Origin of the sequence: Sphingomonas aerolata (genome assembly GCF_003046295.1) — a bacterium.
Taxonomy (GTDB): Bacteria; Pseudomonadota; Alphaproteobacteria; order Sphingomonadales; family Sphingomonadaceae; genus Sphingomonas; species Sphingomonas aerolata.
Map to the genome: position 1 here is coordinate 860673 of NZ_PZZN01000002.1, position 18900 is coordinate 879572.

Here is an 18900-nt window from a genome sequence, read left to right on the forward strand (position 1 = left end):
GCGGCAAACGATGCACGCCGATTGCGGTGGCGATGGTTCAAATCGCACGCGCCATCGCCTAGATGGGATCCGAAACTCCAAGGATATCACGATGACGACGCACACGACCCGCATGCTCATTCTCGGTTCCGGGCCTGCCGGGCTGTCGGCCGCGATCTATGGCGCGCGCGCCGGGATGGCGCCGATCGTCGTCCAGGGGATCCAGCCCGGCGGCCAGCTGACCACCACGACCGATGTCGAGAATTATCCCGGCTTTAAGGACGTCATCCAGGGCCCGTGGCTGATGGAGCAGATGCAGGCGCAGGCCGAGCATGTCGGCACGCGGATGATGTGGGACACGATCGTCAAGGTTGACGTCAGCAGCCGCCCGTTCCGCCTGACCGGCGACAGCGGCGACGTCTATGAAGGCGAGACTTTGGTCATCGCGACCGGTGCGCAGGCCAAGTGGCTCGGCATCGACAGCGAGGAGCCGATGAAGGGCAAGGGCGTCAGCGCGTGCGCGACCTGTGACGGCTTCTTCTACCGCGGCAAGAAGGTCGCGGTGATCGGCGGCGGCAACACCGCGGTCGAGGAGGCGCTGTACCTCACCAACCATTCGCCCGACGTGACGCTGATCCATCGCCGCGATTCGCTGCGTTCTGAGAAGATCCTCCAGGAGCGGCTGTTCGCGCACAAGGGCGTGACCGTGCTTTGGAACAAGGAAGTCCGCGAATTCGTCGACGGCGGCGGTAATGCCGGGCTGGTGGCGCTCGAGCTCGAGGACACGGTGACGGGCGAACGCTCGCGCCTCGCGGTCGATGGCGGCTTCGTCGCGATCGGCCACCACCCCGCGACCGAGCTGTTCCGCGGGCATATCGATCTCGATGCGGACGGCTATATCTCGGTCGAGACCGGCTCCACGCGCACCAGCGTCGAGGGCGTGTTCGCGTGCGGCGACGTCGCGGACAAGGTCTACCGCCAGGCGGTGACCGCAGCGGGCACAGGCTGCATGGCCGCGCTCGACGCCGAGCGGTTCCTGGCGGCGGCGGAGTTCGCAGAACTGGCCGAAGCCGCGGAGTAAACGCCGGGGGGCGTGCGTCCTTCCGATCCGCGCCCTTCACACCCTCCGTCATCCTGACGAAAGTCAGGATCCAGAGTCAAAGACGGCACCGCTGGTAACCCTGGATCCTGACTTTCGTCAGGATGACGAGAGGAGAGGTGCCGGTATTCCCCTCACACCTTTCGCCATTATGACGGACGGGGGAGTGCCAGCGTCCCATCCCAACCTCCGTCATCCTGACGAAAGTCAGGATCCAGAGCCAGGAACGGCACTGCCCGTAACCCTGGGTCCTGACTTTCGTCAGGATGACGAGTGGGGGGAACTGGCGGCGTCCGCATCGTCCGTGCGGTCGATCACGGCCCTGAGCGCCGCCTCCAGCGCAGCGGCATTCGCGGAACCAGCAAAACTGTGCGAACCCGTAGCCAGCCGCACGATCCGCGCCGCGCCGCGGTAGCGCGCCGCAAACACCTGCGCGGTCGCATCGCCGGTCGCGAGCAGGATGACGACGCGATCCGCCCAGCCGTCGATCGCGCCGCAGACCCGGCTGGCGAGGTCGCCCTCGACCTCCCCCGACCCGCGCCACAGCCTCACCAGACCCCGGACCAGCTTGCGCAGATCGATCCCGCCGCGGAGCAGGCTGAGCCACGCGGCCGGATCACGCAGCCGCGCGGCATAGCGCGCACGGATCGCGGCGGCGGGGGGCAGGTCGTCGGTCGGCGCGATCACCCAGGGGTTGGCGAGGAGCAGCCGGTCGACCCCCGCCGCCCCCCCGAACAGCGCGAGCGCGCTCGCGGCGTCGCAATTGCCGAATCCGACCAGCCGCGTGACCTGCGGCGCAGCGGCGCGGAACGCGGCGGCGGCGGCGACCAGATCGGCCTGCGCCGACAGAAAGCCGCGATTCTCGCCGCTCGAATCGCCGATGCCGCGGCGGTCGTAGCGGAACACCGGCGTACCCCCGGCCGCCAGCCGCCGCGCGAGCATCGCCATGCCGCGGTGCGCGCCGCTGCGGATCTCGTTGCCGCCCGACACGATCAGCACCCCGGTCGCGCCCGCCGCCTCGTCGAGCGTCGCGACCAGCGTCTCGCCCTCGCAGGGGACCGTGATCAGCCGCCGCATGTCGCGATCCACCCGGCCACATCGGCGGCGAGCACCTCGGCGAGTGCCGCGTCGCTGCCCGGTTCCGACCGTCGCCACAGCGGCGCGCCGGGATAGCGCGCATCCGCCGGACGCGGATCGCTCTCGAGTTTAACCGTTCGCGATGCGGCGTACGGTACGGCATCCTGCAGATCGGCAAGCAGCGTGGCGGACAGGCTGTTGCCCGCAAACCCATCCTCGTCGGGCATCGTCGACGCGGCACGGATCCGGTTCAGGTCGCGCAGAAGGTCACCGCCCGACTGCGGCGCGAGCCGCCATCGCCCGGCAAGACTGGCGTCGCAATCAACAAGCGCACCGCTCCGAATCGCGACCGCGTGAACCGGCACGCCGAGCGTCCCGACAAGCGCAGCAAAGGCTTGGCGCAGATCGGGCAACCGCAGGTCGCGCGTCTCGACCACGCTCTCGCCGGTACCAGGCAGGTCGGGTAAGATGCTGCCGATCCCGCGCCCGGCCAGCGCGCGCAGCATCGCGACGAGGAACGCGCGCGTCCGGTTCGCCTCCTCGAACAGCGGCAGCACCGCGACGACCCGCGGTCCGGCATCGGGGCCGAAGCGCAGCATCGCCTCGCGCCCGCCGGCCCAGTCATAGCGATCGAAGCGGGGGCCGGTCATCCCGGCCGAGGCTAGACCAGCGCCTTGCGCGCCGCAAACTGGACGAGCGCGCCGAACGTCTCGAGCATCTCGCCGTCGATCTCGTCATCCTCGATCAGGATGCCGAGCCGGTCCTCGAGCTCAGTCAGCACGCTCGCCACCGCCATCGAATCGAGTTCGGGGAGCGCGCCGAACAACGGCGTGTCGTCGGTGAATGCCGCGACTCGCTCGGCGCCGAGGCCAAGGATGTCGGCAAGGACGGCGCGGACCGTCGTTTCAACCTGGGAAGTACCTTCGAAGATCACGAGCATCGCCTGAACCGTTGCGAACCGGGTCCCGCTAGCCTGTGGGGGTGAATTCGGCAACGGCTTGGCGCTATGGAGGATCCATGACCTCGCCCGACCCCGTCCCGTTTCCGATCGACCACCTGACGTCGCGGGGCGCCCCCGACGACGTTGCGCTGATCGACCGCGCAGGAACGATGACGTTCCGCGACCTCGAAACCGCGGTCGCCGCGCTCGCGGGTTGGCTGGCGGGGCAGGGGTTGGCGAAGGGTGAGCGCGTCGCGACCTGGCTGCCCAAGACGCGGGTCGCCTGCGTGATGCCGCTCGCAGCGGCGCGCGCGGGGCTGCTCCATGTGCCGGTCAACCCGCTGCTGCGGCGCGCACAGGTGGCGCATATCCTCGCCGACAGCGGTGCTGCGCTGCTGGTGACGCAGGGCGCGCGCGCGGCGACGCTCGAGCCGGGCGACGTGCCCGCGGATTGCGCAATCGTCGACGAGGCAGTTCTCGACCTGCAGCGCGAGGGCGGCCCGGGCCCGTCCGATGCGGATCCGGCCACGCTCGCCGCGATCCTCTACACCTCGGGCTCGACCGGGCGGCCCAAGGGGGTGATGCTGAGCCACGCCAATCTGTCGCTCGGCGCGGTGTCGGTCGCGCACTATCTGAAGCTCACGCGCGACGACCGGGTGCTGGGCGTGCTGCCGCTGTCGTTCGATTACGGCCAGAACCAGCTCTTCTCAACCTGGGCGGCGGGCGCCGCGGTCGCGCCGATCGACTATATGGTCGCGCGCGACGTCGTGAAGGCGGTCGAGCGGGTCGGCGCGACGACGCTGGCGGGGGTGCCGCCGCTCTGGGTGCAGCTGCTCGAGGCGGACTGGCCGGCGGAGACCGCGGCGCGGCTGCGGCGGCTGACCAATTCGGGCGGCGCGCTGACCCCGCGGCTCGTCACAGGGCTGCGTGCGCGGTTCGCCGGCGCGGATATCTACGCGATGTACGGGCTGACCGAGGCGTTCCGCTCGACCTATCTCGACCCCGCGCTGATCGACGCGCACCCCGATGCGATGGGCCGCGCGATCCCGTTCGCGCAGGTGTCGGTGATCCGGCCCGACGGCACCCGCGCCGCGCCGGGCGAGCCGGGCGAGCTGGTCCATGCCGGCCCGCTGGTTGCGCAGGGCTATTGGCGCGATGCCGAGCGCACCGCGCAGCGCTTCCGCCCCGCGCCCGACGGTAACGGCATGGCGGTCTGGTCGGGCGACACGGTGGTCGAGGGCGCGGACGGGCTGCTCCGCTTCGTTGGCCGCGACGACGAGATGATTAAGAGCGCGGGCAACCGGATCAGCCCGCTCGAGGTCGAGGAGGCGGTACTCGCCGGCAACGAAGCCCGCGAGGCGGTCGCGGTCGGCGTGGCCGATCCGCGGCTGGGGCAGGCGATCGTCGTGATGCTCGCGGGCGACGCGGCGGATGAGCCCGCGCTCAGGACCCGGTTGCGCACCGCGCTGCCGAGCTTCATGCAGCCCGCGGGCTATCTGTGGCGCGACGCGCTGCCGCGCAACGCCAACGCCAAGCTCGACCGGTCCGCGATCGCGGCCGAGGTCCGGGCATGGTCGACCGCCAACGAACAGGGACGGGCATGATGAAGCCGATGGGGGCGTTGCCGCCCGAATATGCGCACCAGTCGGGCGCACTGACGATCGGCGGGCAGTCCGCGGCGGCCTGGGTCGCACAGGCCGGCGACACGCCGCTGTTCGTCTATGACAGCGCCATCGTCGCGGCGCGGATCGCGCGGTTCCGCGCGGCGATGCCCGCGATCGACCTGCATTATGCGATCAAGGCGAACCCGCACCCGGCCCTGCTCGCGGCGGTCGCACCGCTGGTCGACGGGCTCGACGTCGCGTCGGCGGGCGAGCTCGGCATGGCGCTGGCGGTCAAGCCGGCGCATGCGATCAGCTTCGCCGGCCCCGGCAAGCGCGACGACGAACTCGCCGCGGCGATCCGCGCCGGCGCGACCTTGAACGTCGAATCGGAGGGCGAGGCCGCGCGCGGGTTCGCGATCGGCGCGCGGCTCGGCATCGCGCCGCGGATGGCGGTGCGCGTGAACCCCGATATCGAACTGCGCGGATCGGGGATGCGGATGGGCGGCCGCGCCTCGCCCTTCGGCGTCGATGCGGAGCGTGCGGCGGCGCTGGTGCGCGAGATCGTCGCGGCGGGCGCGGACTGGCGCGGGTTCCACATCTATGCGGGCAGCCAGGCGCTCGACGCGGGCGCGATCATCGAGACGCAGGCGGCCACGCTCGACCTCGCCGCGCGACTCGCCGATGCGGCGGGCGTCGCGCCGCCGCTGGTCAATCTGGGCGGCGGGTTCGGCGTGCCCTATTTCGCCAACGACGTCGTGCTCGACGTCGAGCGGGTCGGCGCGGCGCTGCACGCGGCACTGGAAACCCGCGCGGTCGTGCTGCGCGACACCCGGTTCGCGATCGAGCTCGGGCGGTGGCTGGTCGCCGAGGCCGGCGTGTACCTGACCCGCGTCATCGACGTGAAGCACAGCCAGGGCGAAGTCTTCGTCGTGGTCGATGGCGGGCTCAACCATCAGCTCGCGGCGAGCGGCAATTTCGGCACCGTGGTCCGGCGCAACTATCCGATCGCGGTCGCCGCACGAATGGGGGAGGCGGCCGCCGCGGAAGCGGTGTCGGTCGTGGGACCGCTGTGCACCCCGCTCGACCGGCTCGGCGACCGCGTCGCGCTGCCGCCGGTCGTGCCCGGCGACCTGATCGCGATCTTCATGGCGGGCGCATACGGCGCCAGCGCGAGCCCGGCGGCGTTTCTCGGGCATCCACCCGCGCTCGAGATCGTTACTTCAGTCCAACCCCAGCCATGAGTGTGGCGGCGGGCGGGGTTGCGGGGCGCTCCTAAACGCTATCTTCACCTGTTTCCCTGCATAGCCCGTGCGAGTTTAACCGGCCATCGGACACCCGTTGCGGGATGGCGCCAGGAGATCAGTGCCCATGCGTTCCGGACCCGTTTCCCGTTCCCTGTTCACGCTGGGGCTCGCCGCGTCGTCGCTGGCCGCCTGCAGCAGCACCGGCGGTCCGCCCGAACTGCCGCCCGCGGCCTATGTCGCGAACAAGGAACTGCCGGGCGAGGAATATGTGATCGGCCCGCTCGATCAGCTCAACATCTTCGTCTGGCGCAATCCCGAACTGTCGTCGAAGGTCCAGGTCCGTCCCGACGGCCGGATCACGACGCCCTTGGTCGACGACATGTCCGCGGTCGGCAAGACGCCCGCCCAGCTCGCCGACGACATGAAGAAGGCGCTCGGCGAATATGTCAAAAACCCGATTGTCTCGGTCATCGTCGAAAATTTCAGCGGGACCTACAGCCAGCAGGTCCGCATCGTCGGCGCGACCGAAAAGCCCGCCTCGATCCCCTATCGCGCCAACATGACCCTGCTCGACGCGATGATCGCGGTCGGCGGGCTCAGCCAGTATGCGGCGGGCAACAAGGCGCGGCTGGTGCGCTACGACCGGGCGAGCGGCAAGCAGAGCGAGTTCTCGCTGCAAATCTCGAACCTGTTGAAAAAGGGCGATTCGTCCGCCAATGTCAGGCTTGAGCCCGGTGACGTCATCATCATCCCCGAATCGATGTTCTGAGGCGTGGCGGTATGAACGGCATCTATGACGAGGCGCGGGTCGCGCTGCACGCGATCTGGACGCGGCGGTGGCTCGCGCTCGCGCTCGCGTGGGGCGTGTGCGTCCTCGGCTGGCTGTTCGTGTCGCAGATCCCGAGCCGCTATGAATCGCGCGCGCGCGTGTTCGTCCAGATGCAGAACCTGCTGCCCGCGAGCATTGACCAGCCGTCGGCCTCGAGCCGCACCGACATCGACACCATCCGCCAGACGCTGACCTCCGCGGTCAATCTGGAGAAGGTCGTGCGCGGCACCGACCTCGCTAACACGGTGGCCAGCGACCGCGACGTCGCCGACCGCGTCGCCAGCCTCGCCCAGTCGATCAAGGTGACGTCGGCGCAGGACAATCTGTTCGAGATCGCGACGACCGCGGCGAGTCCGAAGCTGGCGCGGACGATCACGCAGAAGCTGATCGACATCTTCGTCGAGGGCAATCTGGCAGGCGACCGGACGAGCACCAGCCAGAGCCTCAGCTTCCTCGACAAGCAGCTGGCGCAGCGGCAGAAGCAGCTCCAGGACGCGGAGGCCAAGCGCGCCGACTTCCAGAATCGCTATCTCGGCGCGCTGCCCGGCACCGGGTCGGTCGCCGACCGGATCGGTGCCGCGCGGTCGCAGATGGCGCAGGTCGATGGCGATCTCGCCGCGGCGCAATCGGGACTCGCCGCGGTGCAGGGACAGATGGCCGGCGTCGCGCGGACCGTCGCGGGCAGCGGCGGCGTCGCCGGTGCAGCCGGACCCGCACGCGCCCGGCTGGCGGCGATCCAAGGGCAGCTCGCCGACGCCCGCGCGCGCGGCTATACCGAAAGCCATCCCGACGTGGTCGCATTGCGCGCGCAGCTCGCGCAGGCGACCGCGGCGGCGCGCGGCGAACCGCTGTCGGGCGGCAGCGGCGCGGGCTCGTCGCCCAACCCGCTCTATGTCTCGCTGCAGGCGATGATGGCGGACAAGCAGGCGGCGGTCGCGTCGCTCAGGATCCGCCGCGCGCAGCTGCAGGGCGATCTCGACCAGCTCAACGCCAAGCTGTCCGAGGATCCGACCGTCGCCGCCGAACAGGGCGCGATCGACCGCGATTATCAGGTGCTGAAGGACCAGTATGACCAGCTGTTGACCCAGCGCGAACAGATCGCGCTCCGCGGCCAGGCGCAGTCGCAGACCGATCGCGTCAAGTTCAGCGTGATCGACCCGCCGACCACGCCGCAAAAGCCGAGCGCACCGAACCGGATGCTGCTGCTGACCGGCGTACTGATCGCCGGGCTCGGCGCCGGGATCGGCGGCGCGTTCCTGCTCGGCCAGCTCCGTGGCACGTTCGCGACGAGCACCCGGCTCGAACGCGTCGCGGGGATGCCGGTGATCGGGTCGATCGGCGAAGTCGTGACGCGCACTCAGTCCGAGTTGCGCGCCAAGCAGTTCCGGATGTTCCTCGGCGGCACGGCAGCGCTCGGCGCCGCCTATGTACTGCTGCTGGGCGTCGAGATTCTGCAGCGTGGCCTGGCGGCCTGAGGACGTGACCATGCGTAGCAAGATCCCCGAATCGCACGAAGCCAGCGGCGAGCCGCCACGCGCGCCGTCGCTGCTCGAACGCGCCGCCACGGTCTATGACTTCAACCAGCACGTGCGGGCCCGGCCGCCGGTGCCGCCGGTCGAACCGGCACGCGCGCCTGAGCCTGCCGCCGAGCCCGTTGCCGCGTTCGAAGCCGACGCGCCGGACTCCGACGATGCGACCTTCCTCGCGATCCCGGCCGAGCTTCGCGCACCGATCGGACAGGAATTGCCCGACGAGTTTCATCTGCCGTTCGTCGCCAGCGACACGGCGATGATCGATCGCGGCATGCTGGCGGCGAACGGCATGATGGTGCCCGGCGCGCCGGTCGGTCCGCTGGCGGAGGAGTTCCGCCTCATCAAGCGGCAGCTGCTGATCACGCGCGCGCAGATCGAGGCCAGCGCGGTGCCCGACAAGGCGCGCACGATTCTCGTCTGCTCGGCGCGGCCGAACGACGGCAAGACCTTCTGTGCGATCAACCTCGCACTCTCGATCGCCGCGGAGCGCGATACCGAGGTGCTGCTGGTCGATGCCGATGTCGCCAAGCCCGACGTGCTGCGGCAGCTCGGGCTCGACGATGGTCCCGGCCTGCTCGATGCGCTGGCCGATACGAGCATCGACGTCGAGACGCTGGTGATCCGCACCGACGTGCCGCATCTCTCGATCCTGCCCGCAGGCGACCGGACCACGATGGATACCGAACTGCTCGCCAGCGCGCGGACCCGCGCGGTGCTCGCGCGGCTGCTCGCGGCGGATCCGCGGCGGATCGTGATCTTCGATTCGCCCCCCGCGCTCGCCGCGTCGCCTGCGGGCGTGCTCGCGATGCTGGTCGGGCAGGTCATGCTCGTCGTCCGCGCCGATCACACGCCCGAAAGCGAGGTCCGCGCCGCGGTCAACCGGCTCGACAGCTGCGAGCATATCCAGCTGGTGCTCAACGCGGTGTCGTTCGTCCCCGGCGGCGCGCGGTTCGGCAGCTATTACGAGCAAGGCGGCGCGCGGTGAGCGACGTCCGCCTGATCCTCGGCGGCGCAGCGGCGCTGTTCGTCGCAGGGCCCGCGCTCGCCCAGTCCGACTCCGCGTCTGGAAGCGGGCAGGGCGCGCGGCGCGTCGTCGTCCGGCCCTATATCGAGGCGACGCAGATCCTCACCGCGGATCTCGGCGGCGGCGACGTGCTCACCTACACCTCGCTCGCGGCGGGCGTCGATGCCGCGGTGTCGACCGCGCGGATCAACGGGCAGGTCAGCTATCGCTATGAACGCCGCTTCGCCTATGACGACGATATTGGCGACACCGACATCCATTCGGGCCTCGCGCGGGTCGAGGCGCAGCTGACGCGCAACCTCTCGCTCGAAGCGGGCGGGATCGCCACGCGCTCGCGGTCGGACATTCGCGGCGCCGCGCCCGGCGTGCTGGTCGGCAATGTCTCGAACATCGCGCAGGTCTATGCCGTCTATGGCGGGCCGAATTTCGCCGCGCAGGCGGGCGACGTCGCGCTCAACGCCAACTACCGGCTGGGCTATACCAAGGTCGAGACCCCGACCTTCGGCACCGCCGCGACCGGCGGGCAGCGGCTCGATTATTACGACGATTCGATCGGCCACACCGCGACGGCCAGCGCGGGCTTCCGGCCGGGCACGCTGCTGCCGGTCGGGCTGACCGCAAGCGCGGGGTTCGACCGCGAGACCGCCGGCCAGCTCAGCCAGCGCTACCAGGGCTATTTCGGCCGCGGCGACGCGGTGCTGCCGGTGTCGCCCTATGTCGCGCTGACCGCGGGCCTCGGCTATGAATGGATCGAGACGAGCCAGAAGGATGCGCTGGTCGATGCCGCGGGCGTCCCCGTGCTCGACCGCGACGGCCGGTTCCGGACCGCGCCGGGATCGCCGCGCCGCATCGCCTATCGCACCGACGGGCTCTATTACGACGCGGGCGTGATCTGGCGGCCGAACCGGCGGACCTCGGTCGAGGCGCGGATCGGCGAACGCTATGGCTCGCTCAGCTTTACCGGCACCGCGACCTACCAGGCGTCGAAGGACGTCGGCGTCGCGGTCAACGTCTATGACGGCGTGCAGACCTTCGGCCGCCAGCTGCGCACCGGCCTCGCCAATCTGCCGACCAGCTTCCTCGCGCCCAACCAGGGTTTCGCGCAGCAGTTCAACGGCTGCGTGTTCGGCGCGACCGGCGCGGCGCCGGGCGGCTGCCTCGACGACGTGTTCCAGTCGATCTCCACCTCGAGCTACCGTGCGCGCGGGATCGACGCGGTGCTCGTCGCGACGCGCGGGCGGACGACCTTTGGCGGCGGGATCGGCTATGCCAATCGCCGGCTGTTCGCGCCGCGTGGCGCGCCCGGCCTCGTCGTCACGGGCCTCGAGGACGAGAGCTATTACGGCCAGCTCTATTTCGCGCGGTCGCTGTCTTCGGTATCGGGGATCAATGCGACCGCGTTCGTGAACTATTTCGACAGCCAGCTCGGCGGCGGCTTCGTCACCGCAGGCGATGGCGGGGTCTGGTCCTATGGCGCGACCGGCACCTATTACCGCAATTTCGGACGGCTCGGCACGACCGCGTCGCTCGGGTTATACAGCTTCAAGGTCGGCGAGTTCGACAGCGACTGGTCCGCACAGGCGCTGCTCGGTGCACGGTATCAGTTCTAGGATATTTGGCAGATGTACGACGAACATTACGGACTGACGGGACGCCCGTTCCAGCTCACCCCGGACCCCAGATTCTGGTTCGAATCGGGGACGCATCGCAAGGCGATGGCGTATCTCGGCTATGGCCTGGCGCAGGGCGAGGGCTTCATCGTCATGACCGGCGATATCGGTGCGGGCAAGACCACGCTGGTCGGGCATCTGATGGATACGATCGACCATCAGAGCCTGAACGCGATCCGGCTGGTGTCGACCGCGATCGAGGCGAGCGACCTGCTGCGGATCGTCGCGACCGCGCTCGGTGTCGACCCGGCGGGGCTCGAAAAGGCGCAGCTGCTCACCGCGATCGAACGCGGGCTGCACGCCGTCGCGCGGACCGGCAAGCGCACGCTGCTGATCGTCGACGAGGCGCAGGCGCTGCCCGTGTCCGCGCTCGAGGAACTGCGGATGCTGTCCAATTTCCAGACCGCCGGGCACGCGCTGCTGCAGATCCTGCTGCTCGGCCAGCCCGAATTCCGCGACCGGCTCCACGGCTCCGACGGGCTCGAACAGCTGCGCCAGCGGGTGATCGCGATCCACCATCTCGATCCGATGGAGCCGCACGAGGTCGCCGATTATATCGCGCACCGCCTGTCGGTGGTCGGCTGGGAGGGCAATCCGGCGTTCACCGACGACGCGGTCGCCGCGCTGTTCGACGGGTCGGACGGCATCCCCCGCCGGCTCAACATGCTGGCGGGCCGCGTCATGCTCTATGCTGCGATCGAGGATCTCCGCGTCATCGACGGCGCCGTCGTCCGCGCCGTGCAGAGCGACCTGACCGCGGACCTGCCGACACGCGCGACGACGCCCACGCCCGAGCCTGCCCCCGAACCCGCCGCCGAACCCAAGGCACAGCCCCGCGCCACGCCCGACCCCGCCACCGACCCGGCGGTCCTCGACCGTCTCGCGATGCTCGAGGCGCGGGTCGAGCAGCAGGACCAGGCGCTGCGCCGTGTCCTGACGCTGCTCGTCGAGTGGGTCGAGGGCGACGAGCCCAGGCCCGATTACAAGCCGATCCGCGGCGCGTCGCACTGGCACGACGCGGCGTGATCCGGTGACGACGGCGGTAACGGCCGGGCCGATCCGCAACGGCATGTCGGTCGATGTCGAAGACTGGTTCCAGGTCGGCGCGTTCGAGACGGTGATCGACAAGGCGGACTGGGACAGCCTCCAGCCGCGCGTCGAGGCGAATACCGATGCGGTGCTCGCGTTGTTCGCCGAAAGCGGCGTGCACGCGACCTTCTTCACGCTCGGCTGGGTCGCGCACCGCTATCCCGCACTGATCCGCCGGATCGTCGATGCGGGGCACGAGATTGCGAGCCATGGCTGGGATCACCAGCGCGTCTTCACGATGGATGCAGGACTGTTCCGCACAGACCTCGCGCGTGCACGCGCGGCGATCGAGGATGCGGCGGGACAGCGTGTCACCGGCTACCGCGCGCCGAGCTTCTCGATCGACCAGCGCACGCCCTGGGCGCATGCCGTGCTGGCCGAAGAGGACTATGCCTATTCGTCGAGCGTCGCACCGCTCGCGCACGATCATTATGGCTGGCGCGACGCACCGCGCTTCGCCTTCCGCCCGCTGGCCGACAGCGCATTGCTCGAAGTGCCCGTCACCGTCGCGCAGTTCGGCACGCGCCGCGTCGCCACGGGGGGCGGTTTCTTCCGGCTGCTGCCCGCTGCGCTGATGGATTTCGCGGTCCGCCAGGTGAATGCCGCCGACCACCCGGCGATGTTCTATTTCCACCCCTGGGAAATCGATCCCGCCCAGCCGCGCGTCGCGGCGGCACCGTTGCGCTCGAAGATCCGGCATTATTCGCGGCTTGGTGCGATGGCGGGCAAGCTGCGCGGGCTGCTCGGCCGGCATGACTGGGGCCGCGTCGATGCCGCGGTCGCGGTCGAGGCGGGTCGGCTGCGGTGACGACGGCCATAGTGCGCGAGGCGGATCTCGCCGACGCGGACGAGCGCGCGCGGATCGCGGCGTTCGTCGATGCGACGGCGGCGGCGACGCCGTTCCACCTGCCCGCGTGGAGCATCGCGGTCGCGCGCGGTTGCGGCCAGCGCGCACGCTATCTGGTCGCGGAGCGGGGCGGGACGATCACCGGCGTGCTGCCGCTGACCGAGATGCGATCGCCGCTGTTCGGGCGTGCGCTCGTCTCGGCGGGGTTCGCGGTCGATGGCGGCGTGCTCGGCGACGCCGCGGTCGAGCCGCTCGCCGCGGCGGCCTGGGATCTGGCGCAGCGGCTCGGTTGCCCGTCGGTCGAGCTTCGCGGTGGTGCGGTGCCCGCTGGGTGGGACAGCGACGCGGACAGCTATCTGGGGTTCGCACGCGATCTGGCGGCGGATGACGATGCCGAACTGCTCGCCATCCCGCGCAAACAGCGTGCCGAGGTGCGGCGCGCGCTCGGCTTCGACCTCGAGATCGCGACCGGCCGCGACCGCGCAATGCTCGCCGAGCATTACCGCGTCTATGCCGAATCGGTGCGCAATCTGGGGACGCCGGTCTTTCCCGCGCGGCTGTTCCGCTCGGTCATCGAGACGATGGACGCGGACGTACTGACCGTCCGCCACCGCGGACGCGCGGTCGCGAGCGTGCTCAGCCTCTATCACCGTGGGACGGTCTATCCCTATTGGGGCGGCGGGACCGATGCGGCGCGCGGCCTGCGCGCCAACGACCGGATGTATTTCGCGCTGATGGCGCATGCCCGTGCGCGCGGCTGCACGCGGTTCGATTTCGGACGGTCGAAGACCGGCACCGGCGCGGCCGCGTTCAAGAAGAACTGGGGGTTTACGCCCGTGCCGCGGCTTTATGCCAAGCGCAGCGACGGGCCCGCGCGCGAGGTCAATCCGCTCAACCCCAAATATGCGCTGATGGTGCGCAGCTGGAAGAAGATGCCGCTCTGGGCGGCCAATCTCGCCGGACCGTGGATTTCCCGGGGTCTGGGGTGAGCGACCTGCTGTTTCTCGCGCACCGCGTGCCGTTTCCGCCCGATCGCGGCGACAAGATCCGCAGCTTTCATGTCCTCCGCTATCTCGGCGCACGCATGCGCGTCCATCTCGTCGCGTTTGCCGACGACGCGGCGGACCGCGATCCGCCTGTGGCCTTCACGGACATGCTGGCGAGCTGCACGATCCTGCCACGCGGCAAGTCGCAGGCGCGCGCCGGACTCGAGGCGCTGGCCACCGGCAAGCCCGTATCGCTGACGGCGTTCGCTTCTCCCGCCATGCAGGCCGCGGTCGACCGCGTCCTGCCACGGGTCGACGGCATCTACTGTTTCTCGGGCCAGATGGCGCAGTACCTCCCCGATGAGGGGCCCCGCGTCGTCATGGACTTCGTCGACATGGACTCCGCCAAGTTCGCAGGCTTCGCGGACGACTCCCGCGGCCCGATGCGCTGGATGATGCGCCGCGAGGCACGGCTGCTCGGGGCGTTCGAGCAGGAGATCGCGGCGAGGGTCTCGGCCAGCCTGTTCGTCAGCGAAGCCGAAGCCACCCTGTTCCGCACCGGCGGCGCGACCGGACGCATCCTCGCGGTCGAGAACGGCATAGACTCGGCGACGTTCGACCCGGCGGGGCAGGCTGGGAACGCTGGGAAGGCTGGGCGGGCTGGGCAGGCGGCACCCCCATCCCACCACCCCGGCGAAGGCCGGGGCCCAGTTGGAAAGGTCGCAGTAACAACGGACAGTCCGTCGTTATCAACGTCCCCCAACTGGACCCCGGCCTCCGCCGGGGAGGTAAAGGGCAGGGCGAATGGCGCGACCGGACACGTCCTCGCGGTAGAGAACGGCATCGATTCGACAACGTTCGACCCGGCTGCGTATACTGGGCAGGCCGCAACCCCATTCCACCACCCCGGCGAAGGCCGGGGCCCAGTTGGAAAGGCCGCAGTAACACCGGACAGTCCGTCGCCATCAACGTCCCCCAACTGGACCCCGGCCTCCGTCGGGGAGGTGAAGAGTAAGGCGGTACTAAGCGAGGCCCACGCAGACCCACTGATCGTCTTCACCGGCCAGATGGACTACCGCCCGAATATCGACGCCGTGACCTGGTTCGCCCGCGACATCCTCCCCACGATCCTGACGCGCCACCCGACAGCGCGGTTCGCGATCGTCGGCCGCGCCCCTACTCCGGCGGTTCAGGCGCTGGCAGGCGACGCGGTGATCGTCACCGGCGCGGTCGACGACGTGCGCGGATGGCTCGCCGCAGCCGATGTCTGCGTCGCCCCGCTGAAGCTCGCCCGCGGCATCCAGAACAAGGTGCTGGAGGCGATGGCGATGGCGCGGCCGGTCGTCGCCTCGGCGGCGGCGGCGGAGGGCATCGACCACGCCGGCACGATCCGCGTCGCGGCGGACGCGAGCGAATTCGCCGCACAGCTCCTCGCGCTGTTCGACGCACCCACCGACGCGGCAGAGCTCGGCCGGGCGGCGCGCGCGCAGGTGCTGCGACGCTATGGCTGGGACGCGCGGCTCGCACCGCTCGATGCACTGTTCGGGGTCGAGGGCAGCGGCCGGACCCCATCGTGACCGAACGCCCCGCGACGTCCTGGTCCCGGCATCTGCTCGCGCTAGGCATCGCCGCGACCCTGCTGCTCGCGCTGTTCCGCCGCGACGTTGCCGATCTGACGACGATCTGGTGGACCAGCACGACCTTCGGGCATTGTCTGTTCATCGCTCCGGTAATCGCCTGGCTGGTCTGGCAGCGGCGTGGCGAGCTCGCGCAGCTGACGCCGGTCGGCTGGTGGCCGGGGCTGGCGCTGGTCGCGGTCGGCGGGGCAGGGTGGCTGATGGGCGATGCCGCCTCGGTCAATCTCGCGCGGCAACTGGGGCTGGTACTGATGCTGCAGGGCGCGGTCGTCGCGATCCTAGGCCCCAATGTCGCGCGCGGATTGCTGTTTCCGCTCGGCTATGCGCTGTTCCTCGTGCCCTTCGGTGAGGGGATCGAGCCGCCCTTGCAGGTGGTGACCGTCGCGATCGTCATGCCGCTGCTGCATCTGGTCGGCGTGCCCGCGGTCGTCGACGGCGTGCTGATCCATGCCGGCCGCTATTATTTCGAGGTGGCGGAGGCGTGCTCGGGCGCCAAGTTCGTGATCGCGATGGTCGCGTTCGGGGTGCTCGTCGCCAATGTCTGTTTCGTGTCGTGGCGGCGGCGCGCGGTGTTCCTCGCCGTGTCGGTGGTCGTGCCGGTCGTCGCCAACGGGTTTCGTGCGTTCGGGACGATCTGTGCCGCCGAGCTGACCTCGGTCGAGGCGGCGACGGGGATCGACCACATCGTCTATGGCTGGCTGTTCTTCGCGCTCGTAATGGCGGCGGTGCTGGCGATCGGCTGGCGCTGGTTCGACCGCGCGCCCGACGATCCCGCCTTCGATCCCGCGCAGCTGCAGGCGGTCCCGCGCTATCGGGGCGATCTCGCCACCGTCACGCTGCTCGTGCTGGCGGTCGCATCGGCGTTTCCCGCGTGGAGCACGGCCATCGCCGGGCGGCGGCAGGCGCTGCCAGCGCAGATCACGCTGCCCGACGTGCCCGGCTGGCACCGCGTCGATGTCAGCGTCCGCGCGCCGTGGATGCCCTGGTATCCTGGCGCGGACCATTATCTGTTCGGGCGCTATGCCGATGCGTCGGGCGCGACCGTCGACATGGCGCTCGCGGTGTTCGGGCGGCAGGGCGACGGGCACGAACTGATCGCGTTCGGCACGGGTGTGCTGCGCGAGGAGGATCGCTGGGTCCGCGTCGCGGATCTTCCCCCGGTCGCGGATGCCGCGGGCGCGCGCGGTTCGGCGATGCGGATTACCGCGCCGGGACCCGTGGAGCGCATCGTCGCGACGTGGTACCGGGTCGGCGATGCTACCACCGATGACGGGATGATCGTGAAGATCGAGACGATGAAGGCGCGGCTGCTCGGCGGACCGCAGCGCGCGGTTGCGGTGCACCTGTCGGTCGAGGGCGGCGATCCGCGACCGATGGCGCGCTTCCTCGCCGCGCTCGGACCGGTCGGCACGGTCGCCGATCACGCCGCGGGCCTGCGCTGAATGTGCGGGATTGCCGGGATCTTCCACCCGGGCACGCCAAAGCCGGTCGATCCGAACCGCATCCAGGCGATGATCGCCGCGCTCGCACACCGCGGTCCCGATGGCGACGGCATCTGGACCGCGCCGGGCGTCGGGCTGGGGCATCGCCGGCTGTCGATCATCGACCTCGAAGGCTCGCCGCAGCCGATGTCCGACGGCGACCTGACGATCAGCTACAATGGCGAGATCTACAATTTCGCCGAGCTGCGCGCCGATCTGATCGCGGCCGGCGCCCGGTTCCGGACCGCGGGCGATACCGAGGTGCTGCTCCACGGCTGGCGCGCCTGGGGGCCGTCGATGCTCGACCGGCTGAACGGCATGTTCGCCTTCGCGATCCACGACGCGGGCGCCCGCGCGCTGTTCCTCGCGCGCGACCGGCTGGGGGTGAAGCCGCTTCATTATGTCGAGCTGGCGGACGGGTCGGTGGCGTTCGCCTCCGAGCTGAAGGGCCTGCTCGCCAACCCGCTCGTCCGGCGCGCGCCTGATCTGTCCGCGGTCGAGGATTACATGGCGCTCGGCTACGTCCCCGACGACGCCTGCCTCGTCGCGGGCGTGAAGAAGCTCGCGGCCGGCCATTTCCTGCTGATCGAGCGCGGGCGCAACATGCCCGCGCCGCGCCGCTGGTGGGACGTCGACTTCTCCAACCGCGCGACCGGCTCCACCAGGGCGCTGGGCGAGGAACTGGTCGAGCGGATGCGCGCGGGCGTGCGGTCGCGGATGGTCGCCGACGTGCCCTTGGGCGCGTTCCTGTCGGGTGGGGTCGACAGCTCGGCGGTGGTCGCGCTGATGGCGGAGGCGAGTCCGCGCGCGGTCCGCACCTGCACGATCGGTTTCGACGAGGCGGGGCATGACGAGCGCGGCCATGCGACGACGATCGCACGCCGCTTCGCGACCGATCATGCCGAGCGGGTCGTCGACCCCGACGATTTCGCGCTGATCGACACGCTCGTCGCCGCGTTCGACGAGCCGTTCGCCGACGGATCCGCGCTCGCCACCTATCAGGTCTGCGCGCTGGCCCGCGAGCGGGTGACGGTCGCGCTGTCGGGCGACGGCGCGGACGAGGCGCTGGCAGGCTACAGGCGCTACCGCTTCCAGGCCGCGGAGGAACGCGTGCGCGGCCTGCTCCCCGCGCATCTCAGGACGCAGATATTCGGCGCGCTCGGCCGGTATTACCCCAAGGCCGACTGGGCACCGCGACCGTTCCGCGCCAAATCGACCCTGCTCGCGCTCGCGGCAGGCGGGGGCGAGGCCTATGCCCGCTCGGTCGGCGTCACGACGCCAGAGGTCCGCGCGCGGCTGTTCTCGAACGCCGCGCAGGCCGCGCTGGGCGGCTACCGCGCGGAGGAGCGCTATGTCGCGACGATGGCCGCCGCGCCCGCGCGCGACGCGATCGACCGCGCGCAATATGCCGATCTCAAGCACTGGCTGCCCGGCGACATCCTGACCAAGGTCGACCGCACCAGCATGGCGGTCGGGCTCGAGGCGCGCGAGCCGCTGCTCGACCACCGGCTGGTCGAGTTCTGCGCGACCTTGCCCGTCGGCATGCGGCTGCGTCACGGCGAGGGCAAATGGCTGATGAAGAAGGCGATGGAGCCCTATCTGCCGAAGGAGATCCTCTACCGCCCGAAAATGGGCTTCGTGACGCCGATCAGCGCGTGGTTCCGCGGCGCGCTGGCGGGCGAGGCGAGCGCGCTCGGATCGTCGCGGATGCTCGCCGAGACGGGGTGGTTCGACATGGCCGCGATCACCGCGCTCGCCGAGGCGCATCGCGGCGGGCGCGTTGAGCATGGCCGCACGCTGTGGCAGCTGATGATGCTCGAACGGTCGCTGAAGCGGGTGTTCGGCTAACCCCGGGCACACAC

The 18900-nt window shown here is 70.3% G+C and carries 16 protein-coding genes; 13 read left to right on the forward strand and 3 right to left on the reverse strand.

The genetic code is table 11. The features are described from left to right. Positions 1-91: 91 nt before the first annotated feature. Positions 92-1060 carry a thioredoxin-disulfide reductase gene (trxB, locus tag C8J24_RS11410; protein ID WP_107932402.1) on the forward strand — a complete coding sequence of 323 codons (969 nt, stop codon included), beginning with the start codon at positions 92-94 and terminating at the stop codon, positions 1058-1060. A 279-nt stretch (positions 1061-1339) separates the two neighbouring features. Here trxB and C8J24_RS11415 read toward each other — a convergent pair whose 3' ends face one another. Genes C8J24_RS11415 through C8J24_RS11425 form a run of 3 tightly spaced genes read right to left on the reverse strand, consistent with a single transcriptional unit; the run spans position 1340 to position 3095 of the window. Beyond that, positions 1340-2155: a hydrolase 1, exosortase A system-associated gene (locus tag C8J24_RS11415; RefSeq protein ID WP_107932404.1), complete on the reverse strand. Its 816-nt coding sequence runs from the start codon at positions 2153-2155 to the stop codon at positions 1340-1342. Further along, positions 2143-2805 (reverse strand): alpha/beta hydrolase family protein, encoded by a 663-nt coding sequence (locus C8J24_RS11420; protein ID WP_107932405.1) that lies wholly within the window; start codon positions 2803-2805, stop codon positions 2143-2145. The genes C8J24_RS11415 and C8J24_RS11420 overlap by 13 nt, the downstream gene beginning before the upstream one ends. Before the next feature lie 11 nt (positions 2806-2816). After that, positions 2817-3095: an acyl carrier protein gene (locus tag C8J24_RS11425; RefSeq protein ID WP_167396747.1), complete on the reverse strand. Its 279-nt coding sequence runs from the start codon at positions 3093-3095 to the stop codon at positions 2817-2819. Positions 3096-3172: 77 nt separating this feature from the next. Here C8J24_RS11425 and C8J24_RS11430 point away from each other — a divergent pair, with 77 nt between their 5' ends. From C8J24_RS11430 to C8J24_RS11490, 12 genes are all read left to right on the forward strand, one after another. Further along, positions 3173-4699: an acyl-CoA ligase (AMP-forming), exosortase A system-associated gene (locus C8J24_RS11430; protein WP_107932407.1), complete on the forward strand. Its 1527-nt coding sequence runs from the start codon at positions 3173-3175 to the stop codon at positions 4697-4699. Continuing rightward, on the forward strand, positions 4699-5940 hold the full coding sequence (locus C8J24_RS11435; RefSeq protein ID WP_107932844.1) for a pyridoxal-dependent decarboxylase, exosortase A system-associated: 1242 nt from the start codon (positions 4699-4701) through the stop codon (positions 5938-5940). The genes C8J24_RS11430 and C8J24_RS11435 overlap by 1 nt, the downstream gene beginning before the upstream one ends. A gap of 127 nt (positions 5941-6067) precedes the next feature. Next, positions 6068-6712 (forward strand): XrtA/PEP-CTERM system exopolysaccharide export protein, encoded by a 645-nt coding sequence (locus tag C8J24_RS11440; protein ID WP_107932409.1) that lies wholly within the window; start codon positions 6068-6070, stop codon positions 6710-6712. Between the two features lie 11 nt (positions 6713-6723). Further along, entirely contained in the window at positions 6724-8247 is a 1524-nt protein-coding gene (locus C8J24_RS11445) for an XrtA system polysaccharide chain length determinant (RefSeq protein WP_107932411.1), read from the forward strand. A gap of 10 nt (positions 8248-8257) precedes the next feature. After that, positions 8258-9289 carry an AAA family ATPase gene (locus tag C8J24_RS11450; protein WP_107932847.1) on the forward strand — a complete coding sequence of 344 codons (1032 nt, stop codon included), beginning with the start codon at positions 8258-8260 and terminating at the stop codon, positions 9287-9289. Then, positions 9286-10938, forward strand: a complete 1653-nt coding sequence (locus C8J24_RS11455) for a hypothetical protein (protein ID WP_107932413.1) — start codon at positions 9286-9288, stop codon at positions 10936-10938. Before C8J24_RS11450 ends, C8J24_RS11455 begins: the two co-directional genes overlap by 4 nt. 12 nt (positions 10939-10950) lie before the next feature. Continuing rightward, a complete protein-coding gene (locus tag C8J24_RS11460) occupies positions 10951-12024 on the forward strand; it encodes an ExeA family protein (RefSeq protein WP_107932415.1) in 1074 nt (357 codons plus the stop codon). Positions 12025-12067: 43 nt separating this feature from the next. Continuing rightward, positions 12068-12895: an XrtA system polysaccharide deacetylase gene (locus tag C8J24_RS11465; RefSeq protein ID WP_107932849.1), complete on the forward strand. Its 828-nt coding sequence runs from the start codon at positions 12068-12070 to the stop codon at positions 12893-12895. Next, a complete protein-coding gene (locus C8J24_RS11470; RefSeq protein ID WP_107932418.1) occupies positions 12892-13923 on the forward strand; it encodes a FemAB family XrtA/PEP-CTERM system-associated protein in 1032 nt (343 codons plus the stop codon). The genes C8J24_RS11465 and C8J24_RS11470 overlap by 4 nt, the downstream gene beginning before the upstream one ends. After that, on the forward strand, positions 13920-15497 hold the full coding sequence (locus tag C8J24_RS17880) for a glycosyltransferase (protein ID WP_244180636.1): 1578 nt from the start codon (positions 13920-13922) through the stop codon (positions 15495-15497). Before C8J24_RS11470 ends, C8J24_RS17880 begins: the two co-directional genes overlap by 4 nt. Continuing rightward, positions 15494-16999 (forward strand): exosortase A, encoded by a 1506-nt coding sequence (xrtA, locus tag C8J24_RS11485; RefSeq protein ID WP_107932420.1) that lies wholly within the window; start codon positions 15494-15496, stop codon positions 16997-16999. The genes C8J24_RS17880 and xrtA overlap by 4 nt, the downstream gene beginning before the upstream one ends. After that, positions 17000-18886, forward strand: a complete 1887-nt coding sequence (locus tag C8J24_RS11490; protein WP_107932422.1) for an XrtA/PEP-CTERM system amidotransferase — start codon at positions 17000-17002, stop codon at positions 18884-18886. The last annotated feature ends 14 nt before the right edge of the window (positions 18887-18900 follow it).

Coding starts and splice junctions, on each gene's coding strand:
- trxB (WP_107932402.1), top strand. CDS start 92: ATGACGACGCACACGACCCGCATGCTCATTCTCGGTTCCGGGCCTGCC.
- C8J24_RS11415 (WP_107932404.1), bottom strand. CDS start 2,155: ATGCGGCGGCTGATCACGGTCCCCTGCGAGGGCGAGACGCTGGTCGCG.
- C8J24_RS11420 (WP_107932405.1), bottom strand. CDS start 2,805: ATGACCGGCCCCCGCTTCGATCGCTATGACTGGGCCGGCGGGCGCGAG.
- C8J24_RS11425 (WP_167396747.1), bottom strand. CDS start 3,095: ATGCTCGTGATCTTCGAAGGTACTTCCCAGGTTGAAACGACGGTCCGC.
- C8J24_RS11430 (WP_107932407.1), top strand. CDS start 3,173: ATGACCTCGCCCGACCCCGTCCCGTTTCCGATCGACCACCTGACGTCG.
- C8J24_RS11435 (WP_107932844.1), top strand. CDS start 4,699: ATGAAGCCGATGGGGGCGTTGCCGCCCGAATATGCGCACCAGTCGGGC.
- C8J24_RS11440 (WP_107932409.1), top strand. CDS start 6,068: ATGCGTTCCGGACCCGTTTCCCGTTCCCTGTTCACGCTGGGGCTCGCC.
- C8J24_RS11445 (WP_107932411.1), top strand. CDS start 6,724: ATGAACGGCATCTATGACGAGGCGCGGGTCGCGCTGCACGCGATCTGG.
- C8J24_RS11450 (WP_107932847.1), top strand. CDS start 8,258: ATGCGTAGCAAGATCCCCGAATCGCACGAAGCCAGCGGCGAGCCGCCA.
- C8J24_RS11460 (WP_107932415.1), top strand. CDS start 10,951: ATGTACGACGAACATTACGGACTGACGGGACGCCCGTTCCAGCTCACC.
- C8J24_RS11465 (WP_107932849.1), top strand. CDS start 12,068: ATGTCGGTCGATGTCGAAGACTGGTTCCAGGTCGGCGCGTTCGAGACG.
- C8J24_RS11490 (WP_107932422.1), top strand. CDS start 17,000: ATGTGCGGGATTGCCGGGATCTTCCACCCGGGCACGCCAAAGCCGGTC.